The organism is Oligella ureolytica DSM 18253 (assembly GCF_000373745.1).
Taxonomy (GTDB): domain Bacteria; phylum Pseudomonadota; class Gammaproteobacteria; order Burkholderiales; family Burkholderiaceae_B; genus Oligella; species Oligella ureolytica.
This window is the reverse complement of record NZ_KB892283.1, coordinates 21,303-42,847: the sequence shown is the minus strand read 5'-3', so window position 1 is coordinate 42,847 and position 21,545 is coordinate 21,303. Positions and strand designations below refer to the sequence as shown.

18 protein-coding genes and 5 tRNA genes are annotated in these 21,545 nt (G+C 46.0%); 17 read left to right on the top strand and 6 right to left on the bottom strand.

Annotated features, from left to right (window positions below):
* The first annotated feature begins 18 nt into the window (after nucleotides 1-18).
* The 4 genes from lnt (at nucleotide 19) to B092_RS0102220 (ending at nucleotide 2,133) form a co-directional block, all read left to right on the top strand.
* On the top strand, nucleotides 19-1,671 hold the full coding sequence (gene lnt, locus B092_RS0102235; RefSeq protein WP_018573616.1) for an apolipoprotein N-acyltransferase: 1,653 nt from the start codon (nucleotides 19-21) through the stop codon (nucleotides 1,669-1,671).
* 162 nt (nucleotides 1,672-1,833) lie between these two features.
* Nucleotides 1,834-1,909 (top strand) — tRNA-Ala (locus B092_RS0102230).
* 16 nt (nucleotides 1,910-1,925) lie between these two features.
* A tRNA-Glu gene (locus B092_RS0102225) sits at nucleotides 1,926-2,001 on the top strand.
* 55 nt (nucleotides 2,002-2,056) lie between these two features.
* Nucleotides 2,057-2,133: transfer RNA gene (locus B092_RS0102220), tRNA-Asp, on the top strand.
* A gap of 122 nt (nucleotides 2,134-2,255) precedes the next feature.
* Here B092_RS0102220 and B092_RS0102215 read toward each other — a convergent pair.
* Both B092_RS0102215 and B092_RS0102210 read right to left on the bottom strand, forming a co-directional pair.
* A complete protein-coding gene (locus B092_RS0102215) occupies nucleotides 2,256-3,572 on the bottom strand; it encodes a DUF3100 domain-containing protein (RefSeq protein ID WP_018573615.1) in 1,317 nt (438 codons plus the stop codon).
* Nucleotides 3,569-4,729 carry a M20 aminoacylase family protein gene (locus tag B092_RS0102210; protein WP_018573614.1) on the bottom strand — a complete coding sequence of 387 codons (1,161 nt, stop codon included), beginning with the start codon at nucleotides 4,727-4,729 and terminating at the stop codon, nucleotides 3,569-3,571. The genes B092_RS0102215 and B092_RS0102210 overlap by 4 nt, the downstream gene beginning before the upstream one ends.
* A 186-nt stretch (nucleotides 4,730-4,915) precedes the next feature.
* Here B092_RS0102210 and B092_RS0102205 point away from each other — a divergent pair.
* From B092_RS0102205 to rarD (B092_RS0102150), 12 genes are all read left to right on the top strand, one after another.
* Nucleotides 4,916-4,991 (top strand) — tRNA-Glu (locus B092_RS0102205).
* A 54-nt stretch (nucleotides 4,992-5,045) separates the two neighbouring features.
* Nucleotides 5,046-5,122, top strand: a tRNA-Asp gene (locus tag B092_RS0102200).
* A 357-nt stretch (nucleotides 5,123-5,479) separates the two neighbouring features.
* Nucleotides 5,480-7,057: an ABC transporter substrate-binding protein gene (locus tag B092_RS0102195; protein ID WP_018573613.1), complete on the top strand. Its 1,578-nt coding sequence runs from the start codon at nucleotides 5,480-5,482 to the stop codon at nucleotides 7,055-7,057.
* Nucleotides 7,058-7,153: 96 nt separating this feature from the next.
* Nucleotides 7,154-8,137 (top strand): ABC transporter permease, encoded by a 984-nt coding sequence (locus B092_RS0102190; protein WP_018573612.1) that lies wholly within the window; start codon nucleotides 7,154-7,156, stop codon nucleotides 8,135-8,137.
* Nucleotides 8,137-9,051, top strand: a complete 915-nt coding sequence (locus B092_RS0102185) for an ABC transporter permease (RefSeq protein WP_026253544.1) — start codon at nucleotides 8,137-8,139, stop codon at nucleotides 9,049-9,051. The genes B092_RS0102190 and B092_RS0102185 overlap by 1 nt, the downstream gene beginning before the upstream one ends.
* Nucleotides 9,052-9,061: 10 nt before the next feature.
* Nucleotides 9,062-10,033, top strand: a complete 972-nt coding sequence (locus B092_RS0102180; RefSeq protein ID WP_018573610.1) for an ABC transporter ATP-binding protein — start codon at nucleotides 9,062-9,064, stop codon at nucleotides 10,031-10,033.
* Entirely contained in the window at nucleotides 10,030-11,031 is a 1,002-nt protein-coding gene (locus tag B092_RS0102175; RefSeq protein ID WP_018573609.1) for an ABC transporter ATP-binding protein, read from the top strand. Before B092_RS0102180 ends, B092_RS0102175 begins: the two co-directional genes overlap by 4 nt.
* 140 nt (nucleotides 11,032-11,171) lie before the next feature.
* Complete coding sequence (locus B092_RS0102170; protein ID WP_018573608.1) at nucleotides 11,172-12,122, top strand: glutathione S-transferase family protein; 951 nt, start codon at nucleotides 11,172-11,174, stop codon at nucleotides 12,120-12,122.
* Nucleotides 12,123-12,303: 181 nt separating this feature from the next.
* Entirely contained in the window at nucleotides 12,304-13,785 is a 1,482-nt protein-coding gene (cls, locus tag B092_RS0102165) for a cardiolipin synthase (RefSeq protein ID WP_018573607.1), read from the top strand.
* 15 nt (nucleotides 13,786-13,800) lie between these two features.
* On the top strand, nucleotides 13,801-14,721 hold the full coding sequence (gene rarD, locus B092_RS0102160) for an EamA family transporter RarD (protein ID WP_018573606.1): 921 nt from the start codon (nucleotides 13,801-13,803) through the stop codon (nucleotides 14,719-14,721).
* 40 nt (nucleotides 14,722-14,761) lie between these two features.
* Nucleotides 14,762-15,316 (top strand): NUDIX hydrolase, encoded by a 555-nt coding sequence (locus B092_RS0102155; protein ID WP_018573605.1) that lies wholly within the window; start codon nucleotides 14,762-14,764, stop codon nucleotides 15,314-15,316.
* Between the two features lie 6 nt (nucleotides 15,317-15,322).
* Complete coding sequence (gene rarD / locus B092_RS0102150) at nucleotides 15,323-16,309, top strand: EamA family transporter RarD (RefSeq protein WP_018573604.1); 987 nt, start codon at nucleotides 15,323-15,325, stop codon at nucleotides 16,307-16,309.
* Here the strand turns inward: rarD (B092_RS0102150) and B092_RS0102145 are convergent.
* Nucleotides 16,301-17,434 (bottom strand): succinylglutamate desuccinylase/aspartoacylase family protein, encoded by a 1,134-nt coding sequence (locus tag B092_RS0102145; protein ID WP_018573603.1) that lies wholly within the window; start codon nucleotides 17,432-17,434, stop codon nucleotides 16,301-16,303. The genes rarD (B092_RS0102150) and B092_RS0102145 overlap by 9 nt on opposite strands.
* A 246-nt stretch (nucleotides 17,435-17,680) precedes the next feature.
* Between B092_RS0102145 and bioB the strand changes: the two genes are divergently transcribed.
* Nucleotides 17,681-18,658, top strand: a complete 978-nt coding sequence (gene bioB / locus B092_RS0102140; protein ID WP_018573602.1) for a biotin synthase BioB — start codon at nucleotides 17,681-17,683, stop codon at nucleotides 18,656-18,658.
* A gap of 52 nt (nucleotides 18,659-18,710) precedes the next feature.
* Here bioB and ttdB read toward each other — a convergent pair whose 3' ends face one another.
* Genes ttdB through B092_RS0102125 form a run of 3 tightly spaced genes read right to left on the bottom strand, consistent with a single transcriptional unit; the run spans nucleotide 18,711 to nucleotide 21,525 of the window.
* Nucleotides 18,711-19,322 (bottom strand): L(+)-tartrate dehydratase subunit beta, encoded by a 612-nt coding sequence (gene ttdB / locus B092_RS0102135; protein ID WP_018573601.1) that lies wholly within the window; start codon nucleotides 19,320-19,322, stop codon nucleotides 18,711-18,713.
* A complete protein-coding gene (ttdA, locus tag B092_RS0102130) occupies nucleotides 19,319-20,218 on the bottom strand; it encodes a L(+)-tartrate dehydratase subunit alpha (protein WP_018573600.1) in 900 nt (299 codons plus the stop codon). Before ttdA ends, ttdB begins: the two co-directional genes overlap by 4 nt.
* Before the next feature lie 17 nt (nucleotides 20,219-20,235).
* Nucleotides 20,236-21,525, bottom strand: a complete 1,290-nt coding sequence (locus tag B092_RS0102125) for an SLC13 family permease (RefSeq protein ID WP_018573599.1) — start codon at nucleotides 21,523-21,525, stop codon at nucleotides 20,236-20,238.
* Between the last annotated feature and the right edge of the window lie 20 nt (nucleotides 21,526-21,545).

Genomic DNA, 21,545 nt, shown 5'->3' with positions numbered 1-21,545 from the left:
AGGCAATGAGACACGCTAATGATTAACCGGATAGCAGCTTTAGTTTTAGGTTTACTTCATGCCCTGAGCTTTTATCATGGCGCTCTGCCGGCCTGGGCTCATGCTCCTATCCAAATGCTGAGCTTTGCCGTCTTATTCATCCTGGTATTACGCGCTCAATCAGCAAAGCAAGCCTTTTTAAATGCCTATCTGTTTGGCATTGCTAGCTTTTGTTCAAGCCTTTACTGGCTTTACATCAGCATGCATGTCCATGGGCACATGCATGCCGTTATGGCGGCGATTGCGGTTTTTTTATTTTCCCTTTATCTTGCCCTATATTATGGCTTAGCCGCCCTTATTACCGCTAAGTTTTTGCAGCACTTAAGAAGGAGCGATCGCCACTCCTCAGACGACACCGATACCACACAATTTAGTCGCCTTTCATCTAAGCAATATCGTTATTGGCTCGCTCCCTTCATCTGGGCAGCAAGCATAACATTAGCCGAATTAGCACGAGGCTATGTCTTTACAGGCTTCCCATGGAATGCCATTGCGTATGCCTACGTAGACACCATCTACAGTGCATGGGTTCCCATCGGTGGGATGTATGCTGTGGTATTTATTGTGAGTCTCAGTAGCGCCTTGCTGGCACTGATAGCGTTTCACACATCACGGCTTTTCAGAGTCCGCTATGCGATTCAATTTGTGTGCACCGTATTGCTAAGCTGGGGTTTGGGCTTTATCCAATGGTGGCAGCCCTACGGCGACCCTATCTCCGTGCGATTAATTCAAAGCAATATTCCCATGTCGCAGAAGTTTGATATGCAACAGGGCCTCGAGCGCTTATACGAGCAGTTTTTACTGGCTCAGTTACCCGCCTCTGATCCGGCAAGGCCGCCTGCTGTCATCATATTCCCCGAAACAACTATTCCGGTTTTTCAACACCAACTAAGCAATCAGACTTGGTTGGACATTATTGGTATGAGCACAAAAACCAACGCAACTTTTTTAATTGGCGCGCCGCTCTATCTTCCCAATAATGACGCCAGCTTTCGCATGACCAACAGTGTGATCGCAATCAATAACTTTACCGAGCTTCATGAAATCATCAATGGTCAGGACTTGGCTATTTACAATAAACGCCATCTTGTTCCTTTTGGTGAATTTATCCCCTTTGGGTTTCAGTGGTTTGTCGACATGATGCAAGTGCCTTTAGGCAGCTTTGATCGCGGCCAAGACAATCAGCAGCTGATGAAGATTGAAGACCAATACTTTGCTCCAAATATTTGCTACGAAGACTTATTTGGCGAGGAGCTCTTAGCACAACTCTTTCCTCGTCATAATAACGACACCGGTGCCAGTATTTTATTTAATATCAGCAATCTGGCCTGGTTTGGCGATACCATCGCGCTTAAACAGCATTTAGAAATCTCCCGCATGCGCGCGCTGGAGACTGCCCGACCAATGATTCGCTCAACTAATACCGGCTCTACCGCGGTAATAAATGCTGATGGCAAAGTAACCGCAGTCTTACCGACAATGCAAGCCGGCTTCCTTGATGTCTATGTCCAAGGCACACAAGGCCTCACTTGGTATGCTTATGTCAGTAATCTGCCGATCTTTATTTTCTCGCTGGTGATTTTAGGACTGAGCTGGTTTCGCAGGCCCGCCAAAATAAACACAAATATTTAAAAAGCTTAGCGCCGCTCTACCCCTTAAAAGCGCCTTAGTCTACAAAAAAACAACAAAAAACAACAAAACATTACAATCCGCGAACAACTACTTGACGACATCAGCAATTCCATATATCATTATTCTTTTATGTCACAACCTAATCAATAGATTTAGTTGTTTGGGGGTATAGCTCAGCTGGGAGAGCGCTTGCATGGCATGCAAGAGGTCAGCGGTTCGATCCCGCTTACCTCCACCAAAACATAATCGTCCTTGTCCCCATCGTCTAGAGGCCTAGGACATCGCCCTTTCACGGCGGCAACCGGGGTTCGAATCCCCGTGGGGACGCCAGGCTTTTAAATTTTATCCGTAGAGTTTAAAATCCTGGTAATTACAATACCACTGCGGAGTGGTAGTTCAGTTGGTTAGAATACCGGCCTGTCACGCCGGGGGTCGCGGGTTCGAGTCCCGTCCACTCCGCCAAAGCATCACAAAAAAACGCTCATATTTTTATATGAGCGTTTTTTTGTGGCTTCTACTTTTGTGACTACGTCCATCTACTCACATCATAAGAGAGCAGTCGTAAAGACTACTCTCCTCTCCAACTACAGCAAGGCGTCCGCAATAATCACGGACCCCAGATAGGTACCTGTAAAGACCAGTAAGGCCACAATGATAATTTTGATACCGGATTTTTTAAATAAACTAACCTCAGACTGAGAGATAGCGAAACCGGCATAAGCCAACGCCGGGCTAATCATCGAAAGCAAACCTAACTGATTGGTCGCCTCAATCACATAATCAGCCATTGGCATAAACGGTAAGGCCGCAAAAATTGCGACGATAGAAATCCAGGCAATACTCGGAATATTGATAGGAATAATTTCCTTAATCAGCACCCCAAGATAGCAACAAAGCAGCAAAATCAGCATACCGGGCAAAGCCGCCAACGGACTAACGCCGTTACCCACCCAATTTACTATTAACACAGTGATCGCAGAAAAGCTGACAGCGATCAGCACTTGCGGAACGCTCAACTGACTGACTTCACTATCATCTAAACCGACTAAATCTATTTCTGTTGCCTTTTTATTTGATGCCTTATCGTCCAACCCTCTTGCTGAGCGAGCTTTAGCTAATACGCTATAGAACCATTCAGCAAAAGGCAGAGCCACAAATATAGATAAAAATAAACCCGTACCATAAGTTAATAAGTTACTGCTGGCAGCAAAGGCAATAATCTCTTCTTGTCGCTCGGGCAACAATTCAGCCAGGGAGGCCGAACAAGCACCCATCATACTACCCGAACCTACGCCACACGCCATGGCTAGCGCACGTATATCAAACACCTCCCAAGAGGCAACCAGACTGGGTACAATTGAAAAATAAATTGCACCAAACACGGTACCCATGACATACACACCCATCACACCAATACCTTCCGGCGTCTTGAGTCCATAGCGGTCGGCAATTAACGCAATATTAGGCTCGCGTGCAATAGAATGAGTCGCACCAATCGCCTCACGCCCCATACCAAATACCAATACAGCAATGGGCATTGCAAAGACGGCTGTACCTACATTACCCAATTCCTGCAAAACCAGGGACGGACCGGCAGCCATAATTTCATTGATATTTGGCCCGATACCGACGGCAAACTTAGCAATGAAGGGCATTAAGAATATCAAGATCCACTGAGCGGAAATCTTATTACCCTCTCGACCAACTGCACGCCCTAGCGGAGGAACAATATTGGGATTGAAGAACAGAGAAAATAAAAACGCATAAAGTAAAGGCAACAGCAACACTGTGCCAATACCGATATCAAAACGCGCAATGCCAATCAGCTCAGCTAAACACGCTAAGAGCAATGCCAACACATGAATACGCCAATTAAATAACTGCCTCAAAGCGACTGTCATAGACCGCCCCCTACCTGCTCAGCTAAGCTAACCCAAAGACGAATCCCGATTGGCAAGACGTCGTCATTAAAATCATAATAAGGATTATGCAAGGCAGCAGACGGCTTTTCACCATCGACCCCTAACCAAATATAAGCCCCCGGCTTTTCACGCAACATAAAAGAAAAGTCCTCAGATGCCATACTCGGCAATAAACCCTCAAAGACCTTTTCTTTTGAAAATACCTCAGCTGCAATCGCACGTACTTTGGCTGCTTTGTCCGGCGTATTAATTGTCGCGGGATAACAGTCCTGATACTCAATCGTACCTGTCACCTCACGCAAGCTTGGTAAAGTCTCGACCGCCTTAATTAATTGCTCCTTGACCTCAAGACGAACAGACTCATTCAACGCCCTCACCGTCCCTTTAAGCTTAACCTCTTCGGGAATGATGTTATACGTCTCACCACCACTAATCTGCGTAATACTCAGCACAGCAGAATCATGAGCTGACACACGACGGGAAACAATCGACTGCAAGTGCTGCACTAATTCAGCTGCTGCAACAATAGGGTCTCGTGATTTTTCAGGGATAGCAGCATGGCCGCCGCGCCCCATCAGACTAATATCAAAGATATCAAATGAAGCCATCATCGCTGTGTCATTAACACAAACATCTCCGAGTGGTCGACCGGGCCAATTATGCATACCATATACCTGATCAATTTGAAAACGCTCAAACAGACCATCTTCAACCATGGCACGCCCACCGGCTAAATTCTCTTCGGCCGGTTGAAAAACAAAGTAAATCGTGCCGTCAAACTCACCATATTGACTGAGATAGCTGGCCGCTCCAAGTAACATAGCCGTATGACCATCATGACCGCAAGCATGCATGCGGCCCTCAGTTTGGGAGCGATGCGCCACATCACCCAGTTCAACCAATGGCAAGGCGTCCATATCCGCACGCAAAGCAATACTCTTATCACTACTTCCGCGCTTTAACACACCAACCACACCCGTCTTTGCCAGACCACGGTGCACCTCAATGCCTAAACCCTCTAAAATTTCAGCGATAAAGGCACTGGTTTTGTGCTCCTCATAGCCCAACTCGGGGTTGGCATGCAAATAACGACGCCAAGCAACTGCCTGGTCGACAATTTCTTTAGGAATTTTCATTAATTTCTCCATCAATTCTCGAACAAAATAATAGCGTAAAAATACTGTAAAATACGGCGATAAGACTTTAATTCTTTTTCTGTGCTTAGGTATAGATTGTACATAATTACAACAAAAAACCACACTTTCTTAAACAACACTTGCACTAATAAAAAAACCTCTATATAATTATCTTCTTAGCTTCTGGTCCCCATCGTCTAGAGGCCTAGGACATCGCCCTTTCACGGCGGCAACCGGGGTTCGAATCCCCGTGGGGACGCCAGGCTTTTAAATTTTATCCATAGAGTTTAAAAGCTTGGTAATTATTTACCACTGCGGAGTGGTAGTTCAGTTGGTTAGAATACCGGCCTGTCACGCCGGGGGTCGCGGGTTCGAGTCCCGTCCACTCCGCCAGTAATTACTAAACCTTTGTAATTTATTTACAAAGGTTTTTTTATTGTCTGCGTGTTTTGTTTACACGCTATTTACGCTTTATTTACGCCTATACGCTACATAGCCTATATCTGTTTAGGGTAAAGCACTGTCATATAGCCACCAAATCTGCAATCTAGCCTTACCCTACAATCCGCACCCCCTGCGTACACCCGTGCATAAGTTTAATCATAATCAAACAATATAAGCTTAAAGAAAAAAAATATATATTTCTAATATGCTCAGAAAGCTCTCCATGGTATAACTACCAATACTAGGCTTAGCAAAAATAGGTTAAATTGCATAGCCACATTTAAAACAAAATAGGAGCTTCACCTCATGCATAAGAAATTATTAGTGGCTGCTCTGTCCGCCGCCCTATTTCTTCCTTTGGCTGCACAATCCAAAACACTCCGCTGGGCCAGTCAAGGCGATATCTTAACCTTAGACCCTCACGCACAAAATGAGGGTCTAAATATTGCCGCCAGCAGCTACGTCTATGAGCCACTGGTTCAGTACGACAAGGATTTCCAAATTACTCCTGCCTTAGCCACGGAGTGGGAAACCCCATCTGACACGCTTTGGCGTTTTAAAATCCGTGAGGGTGTTAAGTTCCATGATGGTTCAGAGTTTACTGCCGAAGATGCTGCTTTTTCTATCCAAAGAGCCATGGCACCAACGTCAAACTTCAAGGCCTATGTCAACGGCATCAAAGAAGCTCGTGCCGCTGACTCACACACCTTAGAAATTGAACTGGAAGGCGCTAACCCTGTATTACTGCGTCAGCTGACAAACGTGTTTATGATGAGCAAGGCATGGTCAGAGTCTAACAACACCACCGTTCCCCAAGACTTCACCAAAAACGAAGAGACCCACTCTGCTCGCCACGCCATGGGTACAGGCCCATACAAACTTGTCTCGCGCGAGGTTGATATTCGCACCGAGTACAGCGAGCACGAGGATTGGTGGAATAAGGCTAACAAGGTGGGTAATGTCACCCGCATTGTTTACACGCCAATTAGCCAAAATGCCACCCGTACTGCTGCCCTTTTATCGGGTGAAATTGATTTTGTGTTAGACCCGCCGGCACAAGATATTGAGCGCATTAAGCGTCAAGCCAAAGTCGTCGAAGGCAATGAGTACCGTACCATTTACATCGGTTTAGACCAAAAGAGTGATGAGCTTAAATACAGCACGCTCAAGGGCAAAAATCCCTTTGCTGATGTTCGCGTGCGTGAAGCGCTCTATCTAGCCATTGACACAGACGCGATCAAGCGCTCTGTTATGCGCGGCTCTTCTGCCCCTACCGGTACCATGGTTGCACCGCAGGTCAACGGCTGGAGCGAAGACTTAGCGCAGCGCCCTAAACCGGACGCTGAAAAAGCCAAGACCTTAATTGCGGAAGCAGGTTATCAGCCTAATGAGATTAACTTCACCTTAGACTGCCCTAATAACCGCTATATCAACGATGAAGCCATTTGCCAAGCCATCGTTGCCATGTGGGCTCGTATCGGTGTCAAAGCCAACCTTAACTCAATGCCGCGTGCAACCTACTTCCCTAAAGTACAGTCCTATGACACCAGCGCTTATTTATTCGGCTGGGGTGTACCGACCTTTGACTCGTTGTATACGCTACAAAGCCTAATGCACAGCAAGGGTGAAGGTGCGGACGGCTCATTTAACTTTGGTAACTACGAAAACGCTGAGGTTGATAAGCTCATTGACACAGTGAAAGTAGAAACGGATGAAACCAAGCGCAACGATGCGATTCATCAAGCACTCAAAATTCACGGCGAAGAATTTGGTCACTTACCTATTCATGACCAGGTGATTCCTTGGGCAATGGCTAAAAACGTTGACGTCATCCATCGCGCAGACAACCGCCTAACCGTGGAATGGGTCGTGGTTAACGACTAGCGTCTCACCCTAAGTTACGTGCTTATTAATTTTCAATACACATAAAAAAGCAAGTCTTAGCTAGTTTAACTAGTGAGGACTTGCATCATTTGCCCTATGCTAGTCTTTCTACTGCGCCGCCTCTTGCAGGCAATCATTGTGATGCTGGTAGTTACCCTATTGGCCTTTCTACTCTTTCGCTACGTGGGCGATCCGGTGACCATCATGCTGGGGCAAGATGCGACGGATCTGGACCGCCAATTATTGCGTCAAAGCCTAGGTTTAGACCAATCCGCCCTCATACAATTCTGGAATTTTCTGCAACAAGCAGTGCAAGGCGAATTTGGCCTATCCTTGCGTCAAGGCCAAGCCGTTTCTACCTTAATTAAAGATCGCCTACCGGCTACGGTTGAGCTATCGGTTATTGCAGCCTTTCTGGCTTTATTTATCGGCTTGCCCTTAGGTGTGTACACTGCACTTAAGCGCAACTCTTGGATATCACAGGCTATTCTGTCTTTTTCGTTATTGGGCATTTCCTTACCGACTTTTTTAATCGGTATTTTATTAATTCTTATTTTCTCTGTGCATTTAGGGTGGCTGCCCAGCTACGGACGCGGTGATACTATCAAATTCGGCTGGTGGAGCAGCGGTTTATTTTCGTGGGACGGTATCAAACACCTAATCCTTCCATCTATTACCCTCTGTTTATTTCAGTTAACCTTAATTTTGCGTCTGGTGCGTTCTGAAATGCTGGAGGTATTGAGAGCTGACTACATTAAGTTTGCGAGAGCTCGCGGTCTCAGCCAAAAAGCTATTCACTTCGGTCATGCCCTAAAAAACACCATGGTGCCTGTCATTACCATTACCGGTCTGCAACTTGGTGGCATTATCGCCTTTTCGATTGTTACAGAGACGGTTTTCCAATGGCCGGGCATGGGATTACTTTTCATACAAGCAGTGCAATTTGCTGATGTACCGGTCATGGCGGCTTACTTATGTTTAATCGCACTGGTTTTTGTGACGATTAATTTGATTGTTGATTTACTTTATTTTGTGGTTGATCCGCGCCTACGCGTCAATATCAACCGTGCAGGAGCATAATCATGAGTGCTCTAAAACGTTTTTGGGATAATGATCTTGCTTGGTCTTGGCGTCATACACCGACAGCCATTTTTGGCACCATCATCACACTGGTCTTATTTATCGGCGCCTTTGGTGCACCCATACTGGCACCTCATAATCCTTTTGATTTAGCCTCTATCGATTTATTTGATGCACTCTTACCACCGGCTTGGGAAGAGCATGGCAAATTTACTTACCTCTTAGGTACCGACAGCCAAGGCCGCGATTTATTTTCATCACTGCTCTACGGCACTCGCATTTCCCTACTTATCGGCTTTGCCTCTGTTGCCCTTGCTATGTTTATCGGCATCTTACTAGGCTTGTTGGCAGGCTATGCCGGTGGTCGGGTCGAAGCGTTTATTATGCGTGTTGCCGATGTGCAGCTGTCATTTCCGGCCATTTTAATCGCCCTCTTAATTGATGGTGTCGCTCGTGCAATGGTTCCTCAACACATGCTGGACAGCATTTCCTTTCCTGTGCTTATCGGCGCCATTGCTCTTGCCGGCTGGCCTCAATATGCTCGCACGGTACGCGGTTCAACCATGGTGGAGAAAAACAAGGAATATATCCAAGCAGCTAAGGTCATCGGCATTTCAAGCACACGGATTATGCTGACCCATGTGCTACCTAATGTCATGGGGCCGGTGCTCGTCTTAGCAACCGTGCATTTAGCCACAGCCATTATCACCGAAGCTACCCTCTCCTTCTTAGGTGTGGGCGTGCCACCGACCTCCCCCTCACTCGGTACGCTAATCCGTGTAGGCAATGACTTTCTCTTTTCCGGTGAATGGTGGATTACTATCTTCCCCGGTGTCATGTTGGTACTACTCGTACTATCAGTGAATTTATTAGGTGATTGGCTACGCGATGCGCTCAATCCTAAACTGAACTAGGCTAAAGACAATGAGTTCGTTATTAGAAGTAAAACATCTTCAGGTGGAATTTCCCACCCGCCGGGGCGTACTAAAAGCACTCGATGATATATCGTTCAGTATCAGTCGTGGTGAAGTATTAGGTGTCGTTGGTGAGTCAGGCGCCGGCAAATCGCTTACCGGTGCCTCTATTATCGGTCTACTCGATCCTCCGGGCCGTATTAGCGGTGGTGAGATTTACTTAGATGACAAGCGCATCGATAACTTAGATGCAAAAGAAATGCGCAAGGTACGCGGTCGTGAAATTGGGGCTATTTTCCAAGACCCCCTGACTTCTTTAAACCCGCTCTATACCGTAGGCTACCAAATCGTAGAGACCATACAGACACACCTGAATCTAAGCAGCAAACAGGCCAAAGAGCGAGCCATTGAACTGCTTGAATCCACCGGTATTCCGGCCGCCCGGGAACGCATTGATCACTATCCCCACCAGTTCTCAGGTGGGATGCGTCAACGTGTCGTTATTGCCTTAGCTCTGGCGGCTGACCCAAAGCTCATTGTGGCCGATGAACCGACAACCGCCTTAGACGTTTCAATCCAAGCACAGATTATTGACCTCTTAAAAAAACTCTGCAAAGAAAATGGCACCTCCGTCATGCTGATTACCCATGATATGGGCGTAATTGCAGAGACGGCCGATCGAGTGGCTGTCATGTATGCAGGTCGTATTATTGAGATAGGAGCCGTTCAAGACGTGATTCAACATGCACTTCATCCCTACACCAATGGTCTCATGCGCTCCATTCCTACGCTTGACGCCGAGGTTAGTGAATTAGAGCAAATTCCCGGCAGTATGCCTCGCTTAAACGCCATTCCTAAAGGCTGCGCCTTTAATCCACGCTGCCGCGAAGCATTTGACAAGTGTTTAGTCGAACGACCTGAGTTAATCACCGTGAATGACCGTCAAGTCGCCTGTTGGTTACACGAGGAGGCGAAGGCATGAGCCAACATCCTTTGATTGAAGTTAAGCATATTGCACGTTACTTTGATGTTTCCTCCCCTTGGCTGGAGCGCGTCATTTATCGTCGACCAAAGGTACTTTTACGTGCCGTTGATGATGTCAGCTTTACCCTCAATAAGGGTGAGACCTTAGCCCTTGTGGGCGAGTCAGGCTGTGGCAAATCGACTGTTGCACGCCTATTGACCGGTCTATACGATCTCAGTAAAGGCAGTATTAAGTTCGATGGCCAAGAGCTGTCTACAATGACTAAACAGCAAAACCAGGCCATGCGTCGCCGTCTGCAAATGATTTTTCAGGATCCCTATGCCAGCCTCAATCCACGCTGGCGCGTGGGTCGCATTATTGCGGAACCGCTACGCGCTCACAGCATCTTATCGACAACAGAACAAAAAGCCCGTGTTGCTGAGCTGCTGGAGCAAGTGGGTTTAAGTGCAAGCGATATCAATCGCTATCCCCATCAATTCTCAGGCGGTCAACGTCAGCGTATTTCTATTGCCCGAGCCTTGGCCTTAAATCCGGAGTTTATTGTCTGCGATGAGCCAACCTCAGCCCTAGACGTGTCTGTACAAGCTCAAGTACTCAATTTGATGAAAAAGCTACAAAAAGAGCTCGGTCTAAGCTACTTATTTATTTCCCATAACCTAGCCGTTATTCATCATATGGCCGACCGTGTGGGTGTGATGTACCTTGGAAGAATTGTTGAGATCGCTTCTCGTGATGAGTTGTTTACTAAACCTCGTCACCCCTATACAAAAATGCTCTTAGGCGCCATTCCCGATATGAGTGGTAGTGGTAAGCGTCGCGTACAGGTAGCGGGTGAAGTTCCGAATCCTCTCAACCCACCCAGTGGCTGTACCTTCCATCCGCGCTGCCCGCTCGCCAACGAGCGTTGCCGTCAGGAAATTCCTGGACTATTAGAATTTCAAGGAATTCAGATTGCTTGCCATGCCGTCGCTGAAGGCCGTGATTCTGAGGGCTAAGCACCATGGGTAAGTAACTAAAACCTACCCTGCTTAGCTCCATTGTTTCACATTTAAAAACAATCCATTAGAAAAATACCACTCCTCAACCGCGCTGACTTTTGTTATAACTAATTAACACTCACTTTTAAGGAATCATCATGGGCATTTTAGTTGACGGCGTCTGGCAAGAAGACAATCTCATTAAAAACAAAGAAGATGGAAAATTCATTCGTCCGGACTCTGCTTTTAGAGACTGGATAACCACTGACGGCAGTCCGGGTCCTGAGGGACAAAAAGCCTCTCCCGCTGAAAAAGGCCGCTATCATCTCTATGTTAGCCTAGCCTGTCCTTGGGCTCACCGCACGCTGATTACCAGAGTGCTAAAAGGACTTGAAGATATGATTAGCGTCTCCGTCGTGCACTGGCACATGGGCGCTCAGAGTTGGAATTTTGAGGACGCCCCCGGTGTCGTCGCTGATCCGGTCATGAATGCTCAGTTTCTACATCAAATTTACACACTTGCCAAACCGGGCATGAGTGGCAAAGTAACCGTACCGGTACTCTTTGATAAAAAAGAAAGGACCATCATTAATAATGAGTCCTCAGAAATCATTCGTATCTTCAACGAAGCGTTTGATGACTTAGGCGCTCTACCGGGACACTACTACCCCGCCCCCTTACGTGGTGAAATTGACGAGATTAACGAGCGCATCTATCACACCCTGAATAATGGGGTATATAAGTGTGGCTTTGCCACGACGCAAGAAGCCTATGAAGAAGCCTACGTCCCGCTTTTTGAAACATTGGATTTTCTGGAAGAAGAGCTGAGTCAATCAGATTATCTGGTGGGCAACCAGTTGACTGAAGCTGATATTCGCTTATTTCCCACCTTAATACGCTTTGATTCTGTCTACTATAGCCACTTTAAATGTAATAAAAAACGCATCCAAGACTACCCGAATTTGCATCGTTTTGTTGAGCGCTTTATGAGCAATCAAAAAATCGCTGCCACAGTGAATTTCCACCATATCAAGCATCACTACTACGGCAGTCACAAGCAAATCAATCCAAGTGGTATCGTACCTCACGGTCCCGACGTGATGTACTAATCACTTCTTTATCTCTTATATTCTGATTAAATGCCTAGCGTCAAACACCGTCTAGGCATTTTTTCAATTTGTACTAATTGCGCATATACTTTCAATTTTAATAATTTTCATATAAGCTTAACTAGCGAGTATTAACGTATGCATATTTCCCAAGGTATTAACTTTTCTTTTTAGATAATCAATGATCACATGGCTTATAGAGCACTGGCAGCAAATTATATTTACCATATGGCTAGTGTATTTTGCACTGTTAGTAGGCACCATTCTCCTACAAAAACGTAACCCAATTTCTTCCATCGCATGGATTTTATCGCTAGCTCTTTTACCTGTCCTTGGTTTATTTATTTATCATTTCTTTGGCCCTAAAAAAATTGAAAGACAAAAAATGTCGCGTGCTGAAAAGCGACTATTTGTTCATCGACAGCAAGAAATCTGGAAACACAAAATAGAGCCTAACGCCATCGATGACAGGCATTGCCCGATTGTTAATCTAATCCGTCAAATCACCAATATGCCACCCACCTACACCACTGCTTATGAAATTTATTCAGGTGGTGAGGCAACATACAAAGCCATATTCAGCGCCATTGAAAAAGCCACAGAGTATATCCTGCTTGAATACTATATTTTTGCTCCGGACCAAACCGGCACAGCACTGCGCGATCTGCTGATTAAAAAGCTCAATGAGGGGCTCAAAATATATTTATTGGTTGACAGTATGGGCTCAATCAAATTACGCCGCCGCTTTATGCAAGATTTCGAGCGTGCTGGCGGTCACCTGTGCTACTTCCATAAGTTAGGCTTAGGTGGTGGCATGCTATCACTGATCAACTTCCGCAATCACCGTAAAATCATCATCTGTGATGGCAACGTAGCCTTCACCGGTGGTGTAAATATCACTGATACGCAAGACTTACGCCTTGACCCCGGGGCCTATCACGATGTACATATGCGCTTTGAGGGACCGATTGTCGATTGGTTCGAAACCGTTTTTACAGAGGATTGGTACTATTCCAATCGTAATGATGGCAAACTGCTGGAGTTCCTGAAGAATAAAAGCGACGCGCGTCTGCTACAACAAAAAGAACAGGCAGAACTCCTCACCGAAAAGACTAAAATTCCTTCACTGTCCATGCAGCTTATCCCCTCAGGGCCAGATAATGAGTTAGCCCCTATTTTACGTGTGATGGTCGAGGCCATGCATTTAGCGCAGCGCCGCATATATCTCACTACCCCGTATTTTGTCCCTGACCAATCAGCACTTTTCGCACTGACATCAGCTGCCTTACGCGGAGTCGATGTAAAAGTCTTAGTACCTAAAAAAACAGATACCTATATTGTCGGCAAAGCCGCCCAGTCTTGGTATGAGGACCTGATTACCTGTGGCATCGAGGTGTACACCTATCTCCCCAGGATGCTGCATACTAAAACGATGATCGTTGATGATGATATCAGCTTTATAGGCAGTACAAACTTTGACTACCGCAGCTTTTATTTGAACTTCGAACTATCAGTTATAAGCTACAGTGACAAAATCAATAAAAGCTTATCCGATGAGTTTTACCAAACCTTGGAGCAATCTGAACTGGTGGCACTGACAAAACTGCCACTTAATGAACGCCTAATCCAAGCATCAGCCCGCCTGCTGTCACCAATTTTATAAAGCTATTTCCCAACGATGAATAATAAACGCAAACACCCTACACAGACGGAGGCTAAATTAGGCATTAGCCTCGCCGTAGGCTGCTATCTTTTCTGGGGGGCATTTCCTCTATACTGGGATGTACTGACCGGCTTTGGCTTAGGTCCTGATCAAGTACTGGCCCAACGCATTGTCTGGTGTTCAGTGTTTGCCCTTTTTCTGCTCGCGGTTTCTAAGCAATATAAGGTCTTTCTAGCGGCAATTACACAGCCTAATGTGCTGTTTGTCTTCTTTTTATCTGCACTCACCTTGTCGGTTAATTGGATGACCTATATCTATGGCATTTCAATTCATCGCGTACTAGACACCAGTTTGGGTTATTTTATGTCGCCTATTGTGAGTATTTTATTGGCAAGGCTCTTTGTTGGTGAGAGGATTAACAGAAGCCAACTGCTTGCCGTCATACTAGCAGGTGCGGGGGTGGTATGGTTAGCATTTTTAAGTGGCGACTTTCCCTGGCTTGCACTCATTCTAAGCGGCACGTGGGGCATTTATAGCCTATTCAGAAAAAAGGTCAGATTGGCTGTTATCCCCGGTTTTGCACTTGAGACCTTATTAATGTTGCCCTTTGCTTTATTATATTTAGCTTGGCTTAATCACCAAGAGATGCTCGTGTTTAGCGGTCTGTCGACCCTGCAGATGAGTGTTGTTGTCAGCACCGGCGTCGTTACTGCCCTACCGCTCTTACTATTTGCCGCAGCCGTTAAAAGAAGTAGTTTAGGCACCATCAGCATACTACAATATATTTCACCTACCATTCAGTTTCTAATTGGTTTACTCATCATGAATGAAGCCTTTGACCTGACCCGTTTCTTTGGCTATCTTTTGGTCTGGTTAGCAGTGATTGTCTTCAGTGTCAGTTCCTTTAGACAGTACAAAAAATCACACCACGAGTAAAGCAGTTTTAACAATCAATTATTTAATAAAGGACCGACTCATGACAGAATTTGCACATCTTCACGAACAAACACTATCCAGCAAAGAAATTTACGATGGACAAATCGTGCAGGTGTATGTGGATACGGTCACCTTAGCAAATGGTCAGCAAGCAACCCGAGAGGTGGTACGTCATTGTCCTGCTGTTGCGGTACTAGCGATTACGAATGACGATAAAGTCGTCTTAGTACGCCAGTTCCGCTACCCTATCGATAAACCGTTATTAGAGGTCCCTGCCGGCAAAATGGATGGTGATGAATCTGAAACCCCTGAGGGTACGGCAGCAAGAGAGTTAGCTGAAGAAACACCCTATACCGCCGAGAAGTTCGAATTGATTCATCAATTCTATACGGCTCCCGGGTTCTGTGATGAGTATATGTATTTATACCGAGCCAGTGGTCTCCAGAAAAATAGCCAACTTGAGCCCGATGAGGGTGAGTTTGTAGATACGGTGTTGTGCTCACGCGATGAGGTGATTGATGCACTCAAAAACAAAGAAATCGAAGATGTCAAAACCATCACGGCATTACAGCATTGGTTACTTGAAACACGCTAAGCCCCTATGTCAATACACCCTAGCCCCACACGCACCAAGGCCACTGCCTTAGACGCTGCTGCGAGCCAAGACAAAGAAACCCGTCTTGGTGTCGTTTACGCTCTCATCTGCTACTGCACTTGGGGCTTCTTCCCTCTGTATTGGTCTATGCTTAATGGCCAAGACATGTCAGCCGCCCAACTGATGGGGCATCGTGTGGTCTGGGCTACTATCTGGGCACTTTTACTCCTTGCTGTGACTCGACAACAGCAGCACCTATGGAACGCGCTAAAAAGCCCCAAAACAGTCGCTATCTTCTTTGTCGCCTCAATGGCATTAGGCACGAATTGGTTAGTCTATATTTACGGCGTCGGCATTAACCGAGTGATTGAGGCAAGTTTAGGCTACTTTATGTCACCACTCATGAGTATCGCCTTAGCGCGTATTTTTATTGGTGAAACAATCAATCGAGCGCAGGTCTTTGCCGTCATTCTCGCCTGTTGTGGTGTTTTATGGCTCGCTATATTGGGCGGGCAAATCCCCTGGATAGCCCTTGGCATCAGTATCTCATGGAGCTTTTACAGCTTATTGCGTAAAAAAGCCAGCCTGCCCGCCATACCCGGCTTGACGCTGGAGACTCTCCTGATGCTGCCAATTGCTATCGTCTATCTGGCTTGGCTTAATACCCTTGGCGAATTCAGGTTCTTTGAGCTGGATACCGGGATCATCCTTTTAGTGATTGGCACAGGCTTATTGACCAGCTACCCCTTATTGTTTTTTGCAGCGGCTGCTAAAAGGGTGAGTCTTAGCACCCTGGGCATTTTGCTCTATATCAACCCAACCATGCAGTTTCTTCTAGGCTGGCTCGTCCTCAAAGAACCCTTTGACGGCATGCGTTTTATTGCCTATGTGTTTGTGTGGATTGCCGTTATTATTTTTAGCAGTAGCAGCTATATCCAGTACAAAAAGACACACGCGCAAACGCACGCCCACACTCATCAACCATCAAGGTGACAGCCCGGTATTACCCTGCTCATCCGGACTGGAAATACTCATCAGCTTCCGCTCCGGACGAGCCAAACGCTGAGCACTATGTGCAAAGACGACGCCTCTGGCAGGACTGGTGACGGTTGTTTTGCTAAGACTGATCGGATCTAAAATATCAACAATGGCTTGACCCGCCTCAACCCAATCGCCCGGCTGAACCAGATACACAGCAATCCCTGCTACCGGTGCATCCACATAACAGATGCCGCCCAAGGGATGAGCCTCATTAACCAACGCCGGTGGCTCCTCTACCGATTCGGCCGCCAAACTGACAAAACCCTGATGATTTAAATATTGGATAATGGCTTTTGCATCCTGCTCAGCTAATTCGTGGGACAGGTCATACTCCCCTCTGAACTCAACCGTACTACTGGTGCATGCTAATTCTAACGCCACCTCAGGATACTGGGCCTGTAAACGTGCCCAGATCAATGACAACACCTCGTCAAAGGAATTGGTACCTGAGTCCTCGGAGAGTAATTGGCAATGACTCCCCAAATAACGTGCTAGTGGCTCTAATTTAGGCCATGCAGCAGGCGTACCATATAAATGCATGACGGATTGATTATCACAATGCAAATCCAACACCAGATCGGCATCATAGGACAAACTAAGTAAGCTTTTGTGTAAAGAGTCCGTCTCGGTAAGCACCGGCAACTCGTCGATCAGGCGCTTTAAGTAAGAGCGTATCAAGCGTGTATTGTCTGCGACATTATCAAACCAAACATGCTCTTCGCGTTCGATGATATCGACAAGCTTAGAAAAAAGATCCGTACCGATCTGTAGGCGATTAAAGTTTTGTGCTGTGGCTAAATGGAAACGCCCAATATGCTGATAATCGAGCATCTGGCCTAAACCGATGGGATTACAAAAAGGCACTAAAACAATGTGCGCTTCTAAGCGATTTTCCTGTTCAAGCCTTAGCAATTCGTGATGTAAATAATAGCTTACCAATGACCCCGGTAATTCATCACCATGCAAACTCGCTTGTAAATAGACCTTTTTGCCACCTGAAGGACCAAAATGAAGCGCCCTCAGTTGATAAGTAGTCCCCGGCGTCGAGCCTACTAAACTTAGCGTTTGTGTCTGCATAAAAACCTCAAATCTTTAACGTGATAATAACTAGTTTAACTTAACAGGAAGTTAAGGTGTTTATTTCAAATTACATCTAAAAATCTTGTCAAAAGCAATAACTATTGACCTAGTGTTTTTACTAAAAAGCAAAATTAAACCACAAAACTCAACAACTCCTCTTAACTTCGTCTATCTTGCAAAAACTATTGTTTGCAGAATAGATTAAGACACTCTACGATAGTTAGCATTCAACTGGAGATTTAGATGGAAACGATTGCTTTATCACGCACACACAATGCTGACCAACTCGACATAAACAAGTGGTCAATTACTGAGGTAACTAAACTTTTTGAACTGCCCTTTATGGAGCTCATGTTTCAAGCACAAACTATTCATCGACAGTTTCATCCAGTCGGTGAGGTTCAGTTATCAACTCTTTTATCCATTAAAACCGGGGGTTGCCCGGAAGATTGTAGCTATTGCCCTCAATCATCGCGCTACACCACCAACGTAGAAAAAGAAAAACTCATGGCCGTCGAAGAAGTCGTTAAAGCCGCTCAAGCAGCTAAAGAGCAAGGCGCTTCACGATTCTGTATGGGCGCCGCTTGGCGCGGTCCAAAAGAGCATCAGGTCGAAGTCGTTAGTGAAATGGTTCGCCAAGTCAAAGCCCTGGGGATGGAAACCTGTGTCACGCTCGGTATGCTAAAAGACGGTCAAGCCGAGCAATTAAAAGAAGCCGGCCTTGATTACTACAACCACAACATTGATACAGCACCTGAGTTTTATGGAAACATCATCACCACCCGGACCTATCAAGATCGTCTGGATACGCTTGAGCGTGTACGCAATGCCGGGATTAATGTATGTTGCGGCGGTATTGTCGGTTTAGGAGAATCACGCCGTGAGCGTGCCGGTTTGCTTGCTGAATTAGCCAATATGAATCCGCCGTCACAATCCGTACCTATTAACCATTTGGTTAAGGTCGCGGGTACCCCACTCGCAGACGAAGAGGATTTAGATCCCTTTGAGTTTATTCGTACCATCGCTGTCGCACGGATTTTGATGCCTAATGCCAAAGTCCGTCTATCAGCTGGACGCGAACAAATGGACGATGGCACGCAAGCACTTTGCTTCATGGCGGGCGCCAACTCTATTTTTTATGGTGATTGCTTACTAACTACTGCCAACCCACAAAGAGAAAAAGATCAAGCGCTCTTTGAACGCTTAGATCTTTATTCATAACCAAGACACGGGTCGTCTTTGTCTTGGCTGACACAAAGACGACCCCATACGACTATTTAATAAAGCCGACTTCTTTGATAATGTTTTGATAGACTTCTTCTTTACGGGCGTTGTAACGTATTTTATTTTCTTCAAACACATTACGGCCTTCCGTATCAATCGATACGATGAGCGGCCCAAATTCTTCTACCTCACATACCCAGAGCGTTTCCGGCATTCCTAAGTCAGTCCACTGGGCATCAACAATTCTTTTGACTTTAGTGGCTGCAAAAACTGCATTACCCGCGGGGTACACCAAGTGCAGCGCTTTATGCTCTTTACAGGCTGCTTGGGTTTGCGCCCCCATGCCACCTTTACCAATGATCAGCTTGACACCCGTCTGCGCAATAAACTCTTTTTCGAATTTTTCCATGCGCATACTAGTGGTCGGCCCAATAGAGATCATTTCATAGTGTTGATCGTCCATTTGTTTAACAATCGGACCCGCATGTAAGATGGCACCGCCCTCCAGATTCACCGGTAATTCACGTCCATGCTCAATTAAACGGCGATGCGCCACGTCTCTACAGGTCACCATAATACCGGTGAGATAAACAATGTCACCCACCTTTAAAGCATTAATATCTTCATCTTTAATGGGTGTCATTAAAATGTGTTTAGTCATAGCTGCGCTCCTTGATGTGATGGTGTGGTGTAGTTAAGGTCACGGTCAAATACAATTTTGCCGCGGCGATGTGACCAACAACCTGTATTTAAAGCAACGCCGATCGTTGACGGGTGGCGTGCTGAGTTTTCAATATTTACGCCCATCACGGTTTTGCTGCCTGACAATCCCTGAGGACCAATACCGAGTTGGTTCATACCTTCTTCTAATAACTCCTCTAATCGTGAAGCGCGTTCATTAGGGTTACGACTACCGACAGGACGCATCAAGGCTTTTTTGGATAATAAAGCCGCCGTTTCAACAGAAGTCGCCACACCTATTCCTACTAATAATGGCGGACAAGCATTGAGGCCATAACTCGTCATACGATCAAGCACAAAACGTACGACCCCTTCATAGCCCTCGCCAGGCATCAAAACAGTGGCTTGACCGGGCAAGGTACAACCGCCTCCTGCCATGTAGGTGTAAATTTCACAGTCATCACTATCTTCTTTAATTTCCCAGAAAATAGATGGGGTACCATCACCCACATTTAGCCCTGTGTTGTATTCATCAAAGGTTTCCACGGAGTTATGGCGTAATGGCGTATCGACAGTGGCTTTGATAACCGCTTGTTTTAGAATCTTGTCCACTTGGCCTATCAGTGGAAAATTCCCACCGCAACTCACAAAAAACTGCATGACACCGGTGTCTTGGCAACTCGGTCGCTTCAGATCCTCTGCCAACTCCTGATTACGCTCCATGGTGGCGTAAATCACTTTAGCCAGAGGATATTCTTCTTGTGCTTTTAAATCAGATAATTTAGCCGTCACATCATCCGGTAATTTATAACTTACGAGAGAAATAAACTTACTCATCGTGTCATGCATGGTTTGAATTTGATCTTCTTTACTCATGTCGAGCCCTCTATCAATTAATGGTTAGGGAAAAAAGGGAAAATAATAGGTAGTAGTACGAGCGCCACAACCATCGCTAATACAATGAGTGGTAAACCGACTTTTACGTAGTCCATAAAGCGATAGTTACCAATGCCATAGATCATTGTGTTGGCAGGCATCCCAATCGGTGTTGCATAAGCCAACGATCCGCCAACCACAGTCGCCATTAAAACGGCTTTAGGATCAGCCTGTAGCTGTTCGGCAATGGCTAAACAAATAGGTACCAGCAATGCCGTCGTGGCTGTGTTAGACATAAAATTAGTCAAAACAACGGCAACCAGGAACACGACCAATAAGACGACAAAAGGCGAAGGATCGGACCCCATCAGATTAATCATGCCGCCTGCAATGATTTCTCCGGCACCGGACTTATTGAGCGCGACCGCAAGTGACAATGAACCCACAAACAGCATGATGGTTTTCATATCAATCGAACGCATCGCCGAGTTTTCGCTGATCACGCCGCTAACGATTAAAATCAAGGCGCCAGCCCAAGCACTGACAAAGAGAGGTACACCTAATTTCTTCTCAAACACCATGGCCAATACCGTGAGCACAAGCACAATAAATGCTACGTTTTGCTTCCAGCGTGACTCACAGGATTCGTCTTGCTCTTGATCAAAAAAGTTGATTGAATCGCCTTTGGCAACATCCTCAGACGTCGTGTTGGGTAAAAGTTTTTGGCCAAAAAATACGAAGTACAAAATCCCAACACCCAAAATAGGCAATCCCACTTTGGCAAACTCAAAGAAACCAAAGGACAAGCCCATTTGTTGTAAACCTGCTTGAGCGATCAGATTGCCCGGCGCACCAATCAGACTGAGATTACCGCCCATGGCAGCTGCAATCACTAAAGGCAGCAAAAGTCTCTTTTTATTAAAGCCGGTTTTCTGTGCAATACCTAACACCATCGGGATCAAAACAGCTGCTGTCCCTGTGTTTGATAACAAACCCGACATTAGCCCGGTAATCACCATCAGAGCAATAATTAAGTGTGACTCGGTTTTAGCAAAACGGGTCACATGCCCCCCTATGCGTTTTGCCATGCCGGTTTCAAAAATAGCCGCCCCTATGATGAACATCGCCATAAAGAGCAACACGTTGGAATCCACAAAACCTGCAAACGCATCTTTGGCCGGGAGCACGCCGGTAAGAGCAAGCCCCACGCTCAACAGCATTGCTGTGACCGCTAGTGGAATAATTTCTGAAACAAAAAATATAATCGCAAATAGTAAAAATAGAATGGTGATTGTGGCATCACTCATCGTAGTCTCCTCATTATCAT